This window comes from Streptomyces sp. Xyl84 (assembly GCF_059731885.1).
The window spans coordinates 1,335,220-1,349,292 of record NZ_AP029183.1; the positions used below are offsets into that span (position 1 = coordinate 1,335,220).

At 74.2% G+C, this 14,073-nt stretch carries 10 protein-coding genes; 3 read left to right on the forward strand and 7 right to left on the reverse strand.

What is annotated here, in order from left to right:
* Positions 1-378: 378 nt before the first annotated feature.
* Complete coding sequence (locus tag AC6I72_RS37240) at positions 379-3,594, reverse strand: tetratricopeptide repeat protein (protein ID WP_498006187.1); 3,216 nt, start codon at positions 3,592-3,594, stop codon at positions 379-381.
* 348 nt (positions 3,595-3,942) lie between these two features.
* Entirely contained in the window at positions 3,943-4,671 is a 729-nt protein-coding gene (locus AC6I72_RS37245) for an alpha/beta fold hydrolase (RefSeq protein ID WP_498006189.1), read from the reverse strand.
* Between the two features lie 156 nt (positions 4,672-4,827).
* Between AC6I72_RS37245 and AC6I72_RS37250 the strand changes: the two genes are divergently transcribed.
* A complete protein-coding gene (locus tag AC6I72_RS37250) occupies positions 4,828-5,217 on the forward strand; it encodes a winged helix-turn-helix transcriptional regulator (protein ID WP_498006190.1) in 390 nt (129 codons plus the stop codon).
* 317 nt (positions 5,218-5,534) lie between these two features.
* Here the strand turns inward: AC6I72_RS37250 and AC6I72_RS37255 are convergent, their stop codons facing one another.
* Positions 5,535-7,214 (reverse strand): beta-1,3-glucanase family protein, encoded by a 1,680-nt coding sequence (locus tag AC6I72_RS37255; protein ID WP_498006192.1) that lies wholly within the window; start codon positions 7,212-7,214, stop codon positions 5,535-5,537.
* Between the two features lie 387 nt (positions 7,215-7,601).
* Between AC6I72_RS37255 and AC6I72_RS37260 the strand changes: the two genes are divergently transcribed.
* Positions 7,602-8,594, forward strand: coding sequence for a L,D-transpeptidase (locus AC6I72_RS37260; RefSeq protein ID WP_498006194.1), 993 nt, complete (start codon positions 7,602-7,604; stop codon positions 8,592-8,594).
* Positions 8,595-8,890: 296 nt separating this feature from the next.
* On the opposite strand, the gene AC6I72_RS37265 is transcribed toward AC6I72_RS37260, so the two are convergent.
* The 4 genes from AC6I72_RS37265 to AC6I72_RS37280 all read right to left on the reverse strand — a co-directional run bounded on the left by AC6I72_RS37265 (position 8,891) and on the right by AC6I72_RS37280 (position 13,456).
* Positions 8,891-9,952 (reverse strand): lysophospholipid acyltransferase family protein, encoded by a 1,062-nt coding sequence (locus AC6I72_RS37265; protein ID WP_498006195.1) that lies wholly within the window; start codon positions 9,950-9,952, stop codon positions 8,891-8,893.
* Positions 9,949-10,848 carry a patatin-like phospholipase family protein gene (locus AC6I72_RS37270; protein WP_498006197.1) on the reverse strand — a complete coding sequence of 300 codons (900 nt, stop codon included), beginning with the start codon at positions 10,846-10,848 and terminating at the stop codon, positions 9,949-9,951. The genes AC6I72_RS37265 and AC6I72_RS37270 overlap by 4 nt, the downstream gene beginning before the upstream one ends.
* 127 nt (positions 10,849-10,975) lie before the next feature.
* Positions 10,976-12,616 carry an alpha/beta hydrolase gene (locus AC6I72_RS37275; RefSeq protein WP_498006199.1) on the reverse strand — a complete coding sequence of 547 codons (1,641 nt, stop codon included), beginning with the start codon at positions 12,614-12,616 and terminating at the stop codon, positions 10,976-10,978.
* A gap of 141 nt (positions 12,617-12,757) precedes the next feature.
* Positions 12,758-13,456: a tectonin domain-containing protein gene (locus AC6I72_RS37280; protein WP_498006201.1), complete on the reverse strand. Its 699-nt coding sequence runs from the start codon at positions 13,454-13,456 to the stop codon at positions 12,758-12,760.
* Between the two features lie 412 nt (positions 13,457-13,868).
* Between AC6I72_RS37280 and AC6I72_RS37285 the strand changes: the two genes are divergently transcribed.
* The gene (locus AC6I72_RS37285; protein WP_498006203.1) at positions 13,869-14,033 is read left to right on the forward strand and encodes a hypothetical protein; all 165 of its coding nucleotides are present in this window, start codon (positions 13,869-13,871) and stop codon (positions 14,031-14,033) included.
* Positions 14,034-14,073 lie beyond the last annotated feature (40 nt).

Here is a 14,073-nt window from a genome sequence, read left to right on the forward strand (position 1 = left end):
CGACGACGGGGACGCGGGCAGGGCAGGGAGGCGGGGCAGGAGGGGACAGACGGGACCGCTGCCGCCCTGCCCCTGCCCCTGCCGCGCGGTCCGCGCACCGCGGAGGTCAGTCCCGGCCGGCCCCCGTGGCACCCTCCCCCCTTGCGGTCTCCTCACTCCCCACGGCCCCTGCGCTCCCTGCGGCCTGGCCGCTCTCCTCGCCCGCTATCGCCCTTAGAGCTGCGAACAAAAGTGGGCCCCGGCGGGCGGCGCCCGGTACGCGCCTTCGCCGCGTTGCCGGAAGGCCCTGACAGCTCTGCTACAAGGACCTTCCGGCGCCTTGCGATCGCACGCACCGGACACCGCCCGCTGATCGGAACCCACTTTTGTTCGCAGCTCTTAGCCTCCTACGGTCCCTTCGGCCTCTGCGCTCCCGGGCGCCAGGACCGTCACCTCCGAGTCGTAGGCCACGGCCAGCCGGCCGTCGGGTGCCAGCGCCACGGCGCCGACCGGGGCGGTCACCACCACGTCGGGGCCGACCTGTTCACGGCCGGCCAGGTCCCACACCCGGACCCGGCCGTCACCGCCACCGGTGAGGGCGACCGCGCGGCCGTCCAGGACGGCCGTCGTCAGCGCGGAGGCATGGACGTCGTGCACCGCCAGGTCCCCGGCGAGGGCCGTACCGGTCGCCAGGTCCCACAGCCGCAGGACCGCCTTGTCGTTCACCTCGCAGAGCGCGACCAGGACGGGCCTGCCGTCGAGGACCGCGGTGGCCACCGCTTCGACGTACTCGTCGGGCTCGTCCCCGTCCCCGTCCGGCAGCTCCAGGACGGAGAAAGGCGTGCCGACCCGGGTGCCCGTCGCCGGGTCCCGCACCAGGACCGCGCCGGCGGCGTCGACGGTGACCACGACGGTCCGGCCCTCCAGCCGCGCGAACGCCGCGCCCTCCACGTCGTCGTCGTGGCCCGGCAGAGGACCGTGCAGCAACCGGCGGCGCGTCAGGTCCCATATGCCGACTTCTCCTTCACCGTCGCCGGTGACCAGGACGGGCTGGCCGTCGAGCCGTGCCGTCGCGAGGGACGTGACGCCCCCGTCGGGCGCCAGCGGTTCTCCCGACTGGGCACCGGTGGCCGGGTCCCACAGCCTGACGGTCTCGTGGCGGGCGCCGGTGACCACGGTGAGGCGGCCCTCGATCTCCGCCGTCGCCACCGCCGTCAGCATGTTCGCGTGACCGGCCAGCTCGCAGACCGGCTCGCCCGTGGCGAGGTCCCATATCCGGCCCGTGCCGCCCTCGTCGGCGCTGACCAGGAGCGCCCGGCCGTCCAGCTCCGTCGTCGTCAGAGCGGCCACGAAGTTGCGGTGACCGGAGGGCGGGACGGGCCGCGCCGTGCCGACCGACGGTTCCCACACCCGGATCCTCCCGTCCGCGCAGGCCAGGACGGCCAGGACCCGCCCCCCGGCCTCGGCGACGGCCAGCGCGCCGATGCGGCCGCCGGAACCGGTGAAGACGGATCCCCGTTCCTCGCCGGTCGCCAGGTCCCAGATACGGGCCACGCGCGCGGAGCCGCCGGTCACCACGTGGGGGCGGCCGCCCGGCCATGCGAGCGCCGCGCCCGCCGTGCCGCCGAACTCGCCGGCCTCGCCCGTGAGCATCGCGCCCACCTGCTCGTTGCCCGCCAGGTCCCACACGACGACCTGACCGCCCAGGCTGCCGGCGACGCCGACCGGGCGGCCGTCCAGGACCGCCGTGCTCAGGCACTCCACCCCGGTGTCGTGCAGCCGCAGCGGCTGCTGGACCTGCTTGCCCTTGGCGAGGTCCCAGATCCGTACGGTTCCCTCCTCGTCGCCCGTGACCGCCACCGTGCGGCGGCCGATCACGGCCGTGGCCATCGCCCGCACCGCTGCGCCGTCGGCCAGGGGAGCGCCGGCCGGCTTGCCCGTGGCCGCCTCCCAGACCCGTACGACTCCCTCCTCGTCGCCCGTGACCGCCACCGCACGGCCGCGGACCACGGCGGTGGCCACCGCGGTCACCCCGCCGGAGTGGCCGGTCAGGGGCGGGCACACGGCCTGGCGGGCCGCCAGGTCCCAGAGGCGTACGGTCCGGTCGCGTCCCCCGCTGACCAGCAGCGTACGGCCGTCCACCGCGGTCACCGCCACCGAGGCCACCTCGCCCTCGTGGCCGCGCAGGGCCGCCCCGCTCTCCTGGCCGGTGGTCAGGTCCCACACCCGTACCGCGCCGTCCGCGCCGCCCGTGACCGCGACCGGCCGGCCGTCGACCGTGGCCGTGGCCACGCAGGTCACCGGGCCCTCGTGAGCCGCGGCGGTGAAGCGGAACCCGCCGAGCCGAGTGCCGGTGGACCATTCGACACGCCCCCACCGCGGTGCGGGCGCCTCCGGCAGCGCCACCGCGCTGATCCGCGCCGACAGCGCGGGATCCCTGCGCCGCGCGGCGTCCAGCGCCAGCACCTGGCGGCGCACGGCGGGGGAGGCGGGGCCGTGCAGTTCGGCCGAGGTGCGGTAGACGTCGGCGACCGGGCCCGGCGCCAGGTCGAGCAGGGGCAGCACCGTGGCCGGGTCGGCGGTGACCAGGAACCTGGCGTCCTCGCGCAGCGCGCCGGCCAGGCGGAAGGCGGCCTCCTGGCTCAGGCCCGGATCGTCTCCCTCCGCGGCGGCCCGCAGTTCACCGACCGCCCGCTCCGTCTCGCCGGACTCCGCGAGCAGTGTGCCGAGCACGAGCCGGGCGCGCTGCACGTGCCGGTGGTCCCCGGCCGCGGCCACCGCCCGCAGCCGCCGTTCGGCCTCCCGCGGGTCGCCCTCCGCGTGGTACATCCGGGCCACGTCGATCGCCACCGCCGCGGCGAGGTGCGGGTCGGGGTCCGCCTCGGCCACCGCCTCCAGGCAGGCCCTCGCCTCGTCGTACGCGCCGAGTTCGGTCAGCACCTCGCTCAGCTGTATCCGCGCCCGCCCCGCCATCGCGGTGCTGTCGTCGGCCGCTGCCTGCTCGTACAGCGCGCGGGCTGCCGCGAGGTCACCGGCGCGCCGCATCAGCAGGGCGAGATCGAACGCCGCGCGCGTCACGACGGGCGCCTGACCGCACTCGTGCGCCCTGCGCAGCAACGGCAGCGCCCGCTCGTCCTCCCCCGCCTCCGCGTACAGGTGGCCCAGGGAGAGCGACGCGTTCACCGCGACCCGCTCCACGTCGCAAGCGGCGGCCAGGGCGAGTTGCTCGGCCGCCCGCGCGAGGTCTCCCGTCCGGGCGTAGATCGCGCCCCGGTGGTAGGCGACGTCCGGCTCCGCCTGCGCTCCGGCGAGCGCCAGCGCGTGGTCCAGCGCCGCCAGGGCCTCGGCGTGGCGACCGTTCACCGTCTCCAGCAGACAGGTGACGATCTCGGCCGCCGCCCGCAGGTCGGGCTGCCCGCCGGCCCGTGCGGCCTCGGCCAGCCGCAGTGCCTCCTCGACCTGCCCGTCACCGATCAGGCCGTCCAGCCGCTCCGTCAGGCTCCGGTAGGTCATGCCCATCGTCGCCAGCGTGCCCTGGAGCGCGTCGAGGTTCTGCCGCACGCGTCGTTGCCGCCTCCCGCGCAGCCAGCCTCCGCGTCCGCCCGAGTCGTTCATCGCCGCTGTTCCTCCCCTTGATCGGTTGACCAAGCAGCGTACGCCCGGCTCCTTCGGTGCGCCCGGCCCCGCGGCGGGACGGTGGGCGCACGCTGCGGGCGCACCTCATCGGCTGCAACACTGGTCCCGGGCATGCTAAGTGACGCTTGATCAGGAACAGCCGGTGAACGGCCGGTCCGGGCCTACGGCGTCCGAGCGTGCGGTCCGCTCGCACCACGGCCGGCGTCCGGCGGGAGGGGGGCGGCCCCGGCCCGGTCGCACCCGCCTGCCACCCCGCCCTTCCCTCCGCGTCACCGCGCCGCCCCGTCGGCCGCGTCGCCGGATCCGCCGTCCGGCCGCGCGGCGGGATCAGTCGAGCTTGAGCAGGAGTTCACTCAGTTCGGCCGGCATGGTGATCATGCAGTCGTGCCCGGTGGGCAGTTCCCGGACGCGAGCCGGGGAACCGTTGGGCTGAATCGCGGGAACGGGCCGCCGTACGATGCCTTCCGGCCGCACGCCGACGCAGTGGATGTGCGTACGCGGAACCGCGCGCAGGGCCGGGTTGTCCAGCTGGACCGGTTGCTGCAGGCAGCGCACGGGCTGGTCGGAGAGCATCGAGCGCAGCCAGGCGACGTCCGCCGGGTCGGTGACCCCGAACAGGCCGAAGGGAGCGGGCAGTTCGGGCAGCGGCGGAACGCGCCACCCACTGCCCGACGTCACGGCCCGGTCGATCAGGTCGCGGGTCACGGGCTGGACGTCGGCGGCGGTCTCGCCGTGCTCCGGGACCATCGCGTCGAGGTACACGAGGTGCGCGATCCTGTCCGGGACGTGGTTGGCCGCGGACGAGATGACGAGCCCCGCGTAGCTGTGCCCCACGAGGACCACGTCGGTCAGGTCCTCCTCGTCGATCAGCCGCAGGACGTCCTCGACGTGGGTGTCGAGACCCACGTCGGGACCGAGGAGGTGCGCCTTGTCGCCGTAGCCGGTCAGCGACGGTGCGAACACGCGGTGTCCCGCCGACTCCAGCAGCGGGACCACCCGCTCCCAGCACCGGCCGCTGTGCCAGGCGCCATGTACCAGCAGGAATGTCGACGTCATGGGAAAACGATCTCCCTCTTCGGGGTGAGGAGGCACACAGACGCGGTGGTTCCTGCTGGTGCCTCGGTACTCTTCGAGAACCGGAATCATCGTGGCGCGCCCGCCACGTTCCGACAATCAGGCACTTTTCGGTGCCCCGGTTCCCGGGAGGTAACCATGAGCGCAGCGGACGGCGAGCCGCGGCCGGTGGGGGAGGACCCCTGCCGGACCCGCGAAGTGCTCGACATCGTCGGCAACAAGTGGTCGCTGCTGGTCGTGCGCAACCTCAGCGACGGACCGCGCCGCTTCACCGAACTGAAGCGTGCCGTCGACGGAATCAGCCAGCGCATGCTCACCGTCACCCTGCGCGGCCTGGAACGCGACGGAATCCTGACCCGGACCGTCCGCAACGTCATGCCGCCGCACGTCACCTACGAACTGACCCCGATGGGCCGGACGCTCCGCCAGGCCACCCTGCCCCTGCTGGAGTGGAGCACCACGCACCTGGCCCAGATGGACACCGCCCGCGCCGAGTACGACGCCCGCCCTCCGGCCCCGTCCGCCTAAGAGCTGCGAACAAAAGTGGGCCCCGGCGGCCGGCGCCCGGCACGCGCCCTCGCCGCGTTGCCGAAAGGCCCTGGTAGCTCCGCCACAAGGACCTTCCGGCGCCTTGCGATCGCACGCACCGCACACCGCCCGCTGATCGGAACCCACTTTTGTTCGCAGCTCTAAACCCTCTCGTCCCCTTCCCGTCGTCGCCCGGAGGGCGGGCCAGGCGGGAATTCGACGAGAGGGCCCAGGGGCTCGGGGTGTCCTGCCCCCGCCGGCGCGGCGGCGCCCGGACCGACGGCCCGTCACGTCCTCGCGGCGTGTGCCGGTGAGGGTCAGCGGGTGAAGGTGAACCAGTTGACGTTCACGAACTCCACGCTGCTCTCCGCGAACGTCAGGTAGAGGTCGTGGACACCGGTGACCGCGCGGGTGATGTTGGCGGGCACGGTGCGCCAGCTCTGCCAGCCGCCCGTGGAGCCGAGGTCGATCTCGGCGATCTGCGGTCCGGTGGCACTGTCCACCCGGACACGGATCGCGCCGCTGACGCCCGCGCCGACTCCGGAGGCGACCCGGGCCAGGAACTGCGCCGGGGACGCGCTCCCGAAGTCCACCGAGGTGTACTTCAGCCAGTCCCCGGCCGCCAGGTAGCCCACGTCGCGGCCCCCGCCGGTGTCGGTGCAGGTCTCGGTCTGCGTGCCGTTCTGGGCGGTGTAGTCCTCCGCCTGGATGGTGGAGTAGGCGCTCGTGCCGCCACCTCCGGGCGGCGGGACCGTCCCCGAGCCGCCGGGGCCCAGGGTGATGGTCCAGGAGGTGGGCGCGGGGTCCTGGAGGTGGCCGTCGACCGGGGCGCTGCCGGTGGGGCCGACGTCGTCGTACGGGAAGGCGTAGCCGATCGCCGCGTACTGGTGCACCAGGCGGGCGTAGTGGTTGGTGACCGGCTCCGTGTAGTACTGGGCGGGCGTGACTCCGTTCGGCTGCGACGCGCCTCCGGGGACCAGGAGGCTGGAGCGGTTGAGGGCGGCGGCGAGGCGCGCGGCGACGGCGGCGCGGGCGTCGGGCCCGGAGTTGTACAGCGGCCCGCTCGCGCAGCCGAAGATGTCGGCGGCGGAGGGCTTGGTGAAGGGCACCCCGTGGGTGTCCAGTCCGGCGAACGTGAGCACGTCGCCGCTGACGGTCCCGGAGTACGCGCCGACGGACCCCTGCCCGTCCACGGTGAGGGTGTGGGTGCGGTAGTAGTCCCACACGCGGTCCAGGTACGGCCGCCAGTACGCGCCGAAGTCCGTGGGCGCGTGGGAGGGCGCCAGCACGCGCAGCACCGTGCCCGAGGAGTCGGTCGCCACGAGCTGGTCCCAGGGTGCCCCGTCCGCCGCGTGCTGGGCCCGCAGCCCGGAGGCGATCGAAGTCAGGGCCCCCGAGGGCAGCGCGGGCACCGACTGGTTCCCGGCGGCGCCGGTGGTGGCCATCGAGACGGGCAGGGCGACCATGTCGACGTAGCTGACGTTGGCGTACAGGTTCGCCGCGTTGTAGGTGAACTCGCAGAACGTCCAACTGGTCGTCCAGTTGGGGTCGGTGCTGGTGAAGCCGGGCTGCACCAGGCCGGGCACGCCGCCGTTGCCGCCCGGCGGGTTGACGAAGAACTGGATCTTCCGCCCGGTCGAGAACCAGACGCGTCCGCCGATCACGTAGTCGCCGAGCGTCAGCCGGGTGGGCGCGGAACCCGGACCGCCGAGCGCGATGGAGTAGTCGGGCACCGGGGTCAGGACCGCAGACGGACTCGGCAGCCGGTGGAAGACGCCGTCTGCGGTGACGAAACCGGGCCATCCGGAGGTGTCGGCACCGGATATGTAGGCGTAGACCGGTGCGGAGCCGCCCGAGTTGTCGGCGAGCGCGATCGGCAGGGAGGCGGCGGAGGCGCCCGCTCGCGGGCGGGCGGCGGTGGCGGTACCGGCGGCGGTCAGGGGCAGAGCGGTCGCGGTGGCCGCCGCGGCGGTGAGAAGGGCACGACGGGAGAGCACAAGGCCTCCTGGGTGGGTGTGGGGGCTGACGCCTGGCAGGGGGAGCCGGAGAGCAGAGGGGGAGGGGGGAGAGGGGGGAGGGGGCCGGAAGGCAGAAAAGGAGGAGGGGGGTGGGGAGCAAGGGGAACCGGAGGTGGGGGTGGGAGCGCTACCACTATTGGACTGCACCAATTGGCGGGTCAAGAGGCGTGCGGCAGGGGGCAGTCGGGAACCGTCCGCGACCGTTCGCGGACACCACCCCGATGGACCTGCTCACGGCGCGAATCTTGAGAGACGCTTTGCGAAGTACCGGGGAACCCGTCCCCACGCCTTCACCGTCTGACAGGGGAGTGAGCCTGGCAGGGGAGTGGGCCCGTCGGGATCGGAGTCGAGAGAGCGAGGCAGGGCATGGGACGGCGCAGGGGCGGCATAGGGATCGCACTCGTCATGGGCGCGGTGCTGGTGGGCGCGAGCGCCTGTGGGCACGACGGCGGTGACCGGGCGACCGGTGCCGACGCGAAGGGTTCGCACAAGCCGGGTGCCGGTGCCAGTACCTCCCCGTCACCGACGAAGCCCGCGGGGCCGCCGATGCTGCTGGAGACGATCACCCCGCAGACGGGCACCACCGTCGGGGTGGCCATGCCGATCTCGGTGGTCTTCAGCAACCCGGTGGCGCCGAAGGCCCGGGCCACGGTCGAGAAGCACATGAAGGTCAGCGCCTCGCAGCCGGTGGCAGGCGCCTGGCACTGGTTCGGCGACAAGCGCGCGGACTGGCGGCCCGAGAAGTACTGGCCTTCCGGTACGACGGTGAAGATCGACGCCGACCTGACCGGCGTCGCCAACGGCAACGGCCGCTACGGCGTGCACGGTTACACGCACACCTTCAAGGTGGGCGACGACGTGCGCGCGGCCGTCTCGGTGCGCGGCCACACCATGAAGGTGACCCGCAACGGCAGGGCGGTCCGCACCCTGTCCATCAACGCGGGCAGCGCCCAGTACCCGACGTGGAACGGCACGATGGCCGTCATCGACAAGCAGAAGAAGGTCCACATGACCTCCTGCAGCGTCGGCATAAGCTGTGACAAGGGCAGCCCCAACTTCTACGACCTGACGCTGCCCTGGGACGTCCACCTCACCCAGTCCGGCACCTACGTGCACTACTCGACCGGCGACCCCCAGCCGGGCAGCGGCAGCGCCCGCGGCTCGCACGGCTGCGTGCACCTCTCCCTGTCGGACGCCAAGTGGTTCTACGACCAGGTCAAGCAGGGCGACCCCGTCACCATCACCGGCTCGCCCCGCGCCGAGGCGGATCCCGACAACGGATACGCCGACTTCAACCTCGGCTGGGACAAGTGGCTGGCGGGCAGCGCGTCGGGGGAGAGCACGACCGCCTCGCTGTGACGCGCCGCGGCCGGGACCGCGCCACCGTCCGCGGGTCCCTCGACGGCGGGGCCCCGCATCTGTCCCGCGCCCGGACGGGCGGGGCCGGGGCGGGGCCGTACGCAGGGGTCTGTACCCGCGAGTGAGGGCCTTCACGAGGGGATCTGTGGCCCGGGCGTGAGGGCCTCACGCGGGGGTCCGTGCCCGGGCGGCGGGGCTCGCGCGTGCCGTCTGCGCCCGGGTCCGGGGCCCTCACGCGAGGATCTGCGCCCGCGCGCGGGGGCCTCATGCGTGCGTCTGTGCCCGGCGGGCGGGGCCTACGCGTGGGTCGCGTCCGGGCCGGCGTGGCCGGCCGTCCAGCGGTCGACGCGGGCCCACTGCGTGAGCAGCCACTCGCTGCGGGCGTCGTCCCCGGCGGGCACGCGGCTCGCCGGTACGCGCCACCAGTGCGCCCGCACGCTCTCGCGCAGCGGCAGCCGGCTCCAGGCGGTGCGGACCGAGTGGACGACATCGAGGCCGGTGTGCGCCACGAAGACCACGTCGGCCGTGGGAGCGGCGGCGATGGCGGCGAGAGCACCGGCGTCCCGCGGCGGCAGGACGTGGTGCATCCGCTCCGCCCGCCGCGCCCGGGCCGCCGACCCCCGGCGGCGCAGCGAGGCGATGGCACGCCTGCGGCGGCGCGGGGTGAAATTGCCGCCCTCCGGAAACAGCACGAGGGCGTCGCCCGGGCCCAGCCCCGCCGCCAGGTCCCCGATGGCGTCCTGGTCCCGGCCGCCGGAGGAGGGCAGGAAGCAGTGGGGGACCCGCCCGACGAGGACGTCGAGAGCGGGATCGGCACGCAGGAACCGCTTCAGGACGGTGTGGGGCCGCAGCCCGGCCCGGCCGAGCAGTGTCTGCAGCAGCAGGAAGGAGTCACCGGTCCCGGCGTGCCGCGCGAGGACCAGGAGGGGCCCCGCCGCACCCCCGCACCCGTCCGGCAGCGGGGGCGTCACCTCCACCCGGAGCCGGAAGAGCCGCTGGCCCGCCCGCCGCAGCACGCTCAGCAGCCTCTCCAGCACGGCGAACGCGTCCGCGGCGCGCCGCTTCGCACCCTCCCGCCCCTCGGGCAGCCGGCGCGCCCACAGCCAGGCGGCGGTCACCAGCCCGGCCAGGTCCACCACGAGGTACAGCAGGGCGAAGGACGCGATCCGTACCGGCCTCCAGGGGCCGCGCGTGGCGAGCGAGACCGGCGCGCACAGCAGGGCCGCGACCACGAGCAGCGCGGCCACCACGGGCAGGAGGGCGAGCAGCAGCGCCGTGGTGAGGGTCCGGCGCAGCCCGGTGATCAGCGGGCCCGTGAGCCGTGCCGGGCCGCCCGCACGCGCACCCGGGACGGTCATGGCGGGCCGTCGGACGTGCCGTCCGCCGTGCCGCGGGCGCGGCCGAGGGCGGTGTCGAGGTACCGGGAGGAGGCCGCGTAGGCGCGTTCGATGCGCTCGGCGGTCCGCCCGAAGCTGCGGTGCCGCAACTGTCGCAGGGTGCCGGTGCCCTCCTCGGGTGCCGAGCCCGACGGCAGCACGCGGACCGTGACGCCGGGCGGCAGGTCCGCCATGTCGCGGGCGAACCGGTGCCGGCGGGCGATCTCGAACGACACCAGCGCCACCTCCCAGGGGGCGCGCGGCGGTGAGAGCGGGCGTTCGACGCGGCCGACCTGAAGGACGTAGACCTCGCTCGCGCCGAGTGCCACCGCGCGGCCGACGGGGATGCTGTTGACCAGGCCGCCGTCGACGTAGTGCTCGCCGTCGAGCCGGACGGGCGGCAGCAGCCCGGGCACCGCGCAGGAGGCGAGTACGGCGTCCACCAGTGGCCCGGCGGCGAACCAGTGCTCGGCGGCCCGTTCGATGTTCGCCGCGACGCACTGGAACGGCAGGGCCAGCTCCTCCACCCGCGTCACCGGGAGGTGGGAGGAGAGGAGGTCGCGCAGCGGCGTGGGGTGGTACAGGTGGGTGCCGCTGCGCACGGCGGTGCCCAGCCGCCCGAGCAGCGATCCGGAGAACACGCCGGCCCGCCCCAGACCGGTCCACAGGTCGGCGAGCCGGGCCACCGACGCGCGCGACGGGTCGGCCGCGACGGCGGCACCGTTGATCGCGCCGACGGAGGTGCCGACGACCAGGTCCGGATACACACCGGCGGCGAAGAGGGCCTTCAGCATGCCGACCTCGTAGGCACCGAGCGCACCGCCGCCGCCCAGCACGAAAGCACGGGCCGGTGGGCGGGCGGGTCGGCTGTCCTCCATGACCGAAGAGTGCCCCGGCACGGCCTCGCAAACCCGCGGCGGACCCCGCGGGTCCGGGCTCCGTCCTGCGGGGGCCGCCGCCGTTTCGAGGCGGGGCGGCGGTGCGGCGGTTGCGGGAACGGCCCGCTCAGTCGGCGTAGACCGTGCCGGGCGCCGGGGTCCGGCCGGTGAGCAGGTACGTGTCGATGGCGTCCCGGGTGTGACTGGTGCCGTGGGCGAGGTAGCTGGTGTGGCCGTCGCCCTCGCGGGTCACCAGCACGCTCGACGCCAGCCCGCGGTGCAGCCGCAGCGCCCACGGGTACGCCGTCGACGGGTCGTGGGTGGCGTTGGTGATCAGGATCGGCGGCGCGTCGCGGACCCGGAGCGGACGCGGCGGGTTCACCACGGGTGCCGGCCGGCCCGCGCACCCGGTCAGAATGGTCCACGACTGGGACGCGCCGCCGAGCCGGGGCGCGGACGCCTCGCCGAGCCGCCGCAGCCGGCGCAGGTCGGCCAGGGTCCGGACCGGCGTCGGCCAGTCGAGACACTCGACCGCGATGCCGCTGCCGTTCATGATGGCGTCGCTCGGCCCGGCGGCGAGCGCAGGCGAGAACGCCGAGGCGTCACCGTCCGCGGCCTGCCGCAGGGCGCGGGCCGCGTTGTCGCGCCGGGCCGGGAAGAGCAGCAGGTTCTGCAGGTTGAGCCGGATGTCCTCCCCGGTCACGGTCGCACGGCAGTCGCCCGCCTCGGCGCACTGCGGGGCCGGCAGCGGCGTACGGTCCGCGCTCGCCACCAGGGTGTCGAGGAGCCACCGCACGTCGGTGCCGTGCAGGGCGCAGGACGGGGTGTGCGCACACCAGTCGGTGAACCGGTCGAAAGCGTCCTCGTAGGCGTGCGCCTCGTCGCGGAACAGGCTCGTCGTGCGCAGCGAGTGGTCGAGCGCGCCGTCCAGCGCGAGCGTCCGGATGTGCTGCGGGAACAGGGCGGCGTACGTGGCGCCGAGCTGCGAACCGTAGGACAGCCCCAGGTAGTTGAGCCTGCCCTGGCCGAGCGCCCGGCGCAGCGCCTCCAGGTCGCGTGCGGCGCTGACCGTGTCGACGTGGTCCACGAGCGGCCCGGTGAGCCGGCGGCAGCTCTCGCCCAGTTCCCGGTTGCGGGTGACCAGGCGCTCGAAGGCGGCCTCGTCCTTCGGGAAGAGGGAGACACGGCGGTTGAGCAGCGCCGGATCGCAGCGCACCGGAGTGCTGAGCCCGATGCCGCGCGGGTCCAGGCCGATCACGTCGAAGTGCTCCCGGGTGGCGGCGGAGAACACCTTGGAGCCGAGGGACTCGGCGTACACGGCCCGCGTGCCCGAACCGCCGGGTCCGCCCGGATCGAAGAACAGGCTGCCCACCGGGTGCGCGCCGGTCGCCGGGAGACGGTCCACGGTCACCGTCGTGGTCGGCCCCTCGGGGTGCGCGTAGTCCACCGGCACCCGGACCGAGGCGCACCGCAGTTCCTCCGGCGCACCGGGGAACGGACACGCCCGCCAGTGGAGGGCCGCCGTCCCCCGACCGGAACCGGTGGACGCGGCCGCCGTGGCCGTGGCGGCCGTCTCCGTCGCCCCGGCAGCCGGGGCCGTGGCCGTCGCGTCCGGTGCCGCGAGCAGCGCCGTCACGAAGGCCGCCGCCGCGGCGAGCCCGGCTCCCCGCAGCGCCCTCCGCCGGGCCGGCGGCCGTCCCCCGAGCGCCGTGCGCCGCGTCGCGCCGGCCCTTCCTGGTGCGCCAGTGACACGTGGTGAAGTGGTCATGCCGGTCACTATGGCGTGACGGAACCCTCAAGTCACCGGTGAGCGCCGGAGGTTGGGGTCGATACCCCCACAGCGGCAGCCGACGGTTCACCGGACGCGGCCCCGCCCCGGTGGCACCGCCGGGGGCGGCGAGGTCCAGGGTCAGCCGGGCAGGTCGCCGGTGTAGCGGTAGATGTTCCCGGCGGAGTTGACGCCCCAGACGGTGCCGTCCGCGCCCGTGCCGATGTCGGTGAGTGCGCCGGAAATCTGCACCCACGGGTTCGCGTCGTTGTTGGTGTAGTGGTAGATGTTCCCGCCCGCGTTCACACCCCACACCGTGGTGCGCGATCCCGAGGAGATGGCCTTCAGGCCGCCGCTGATCTGTTTCCAGTGGTTGGTGTCCTGGTCGCCGGTGTAGCGGTAGATGTTCCCGGCGGAGTTGACGCCCCAGACGGTGCCGTCCGCGCCCGCGCCGATGTCGGTGAGTGCGCCGGGGATCTGCTGCCACGGGCTGGCGTCGTTGTTCGTGTAACGGTAGATGTTCCCGGCCGAGTTGACCCCCCAGACGTTGGTCCGGGACCCCACCGCGATCCGTACGAGAGCGCCGCTGATCTGTTTCCAGTGGTTGGTGTCCTGGTCGCCGGTGTAGCGGTAGATGTTCCCGGCGGAGTTGACGCCCCAGACGGTGCCGTCCGCGCCCGCGCCGATGTCGGTGAGTGCGCCGGGGACCTGCTGCCACGGGCTGGCGTCGTTGTTCGTGTAACGGTAGATGTTCCCGGCCGAGTTCACTCCCCAGACGCTGGTCCGGGACCCCACCGCGATCCGGACCAGGCCACCGCTGATCTGCTTCCAGTCGGCCATGCGGACGACTCCTTTCCGCTCAGGGACGATGCACCCGAAGGTTCCCCCAGCGGAACGATTCTCCTGATAAGCGAATCTAATGGCCGGCCGTCCCTGTTGTCCGGAACGATGTGTTTGCGCGCGTGGTCGCCGTGCGCGGCAAGGCCGCCGCACGCATCGCGCACCCGTCGAGGTGACGCGAATCGTGCTCGCTCGTGTGGGGCACTGCCGGGTGATCTGTTGACGTTCCCGGTCCCGCCCGGCGCCGGCGGGCGGACGGTGGTCGGGCGTCCCTGCGTGAGACGACGTCCCGTGCCCGCCGCGGAGGCCGGTACGGCCCCGGTCGGAACACGATCGGCACCGACGGGGGACGAGGGAGAACGGACGGGGGGACGAGGGAGAACAATGGAGGGACCAGGCGTTACCTCACTTCATGCCCTACCTCATGCCGCGCCCGGAACTCCAGCAGGCCAAGCGCTCGCAGAACGGTGACGACGACGTCCGCTACCGCACCGGCCTGAAAGGGGCCGCCGTGCAGCGCGTACGGGAACTGATCGCCGCGCACCCGCCCTGGCTCACCCTCCGCTACGCCTTCTGACCCGCGGCCCCCGCGCCGCGGCGGCCCCGGAGCGCCGGGC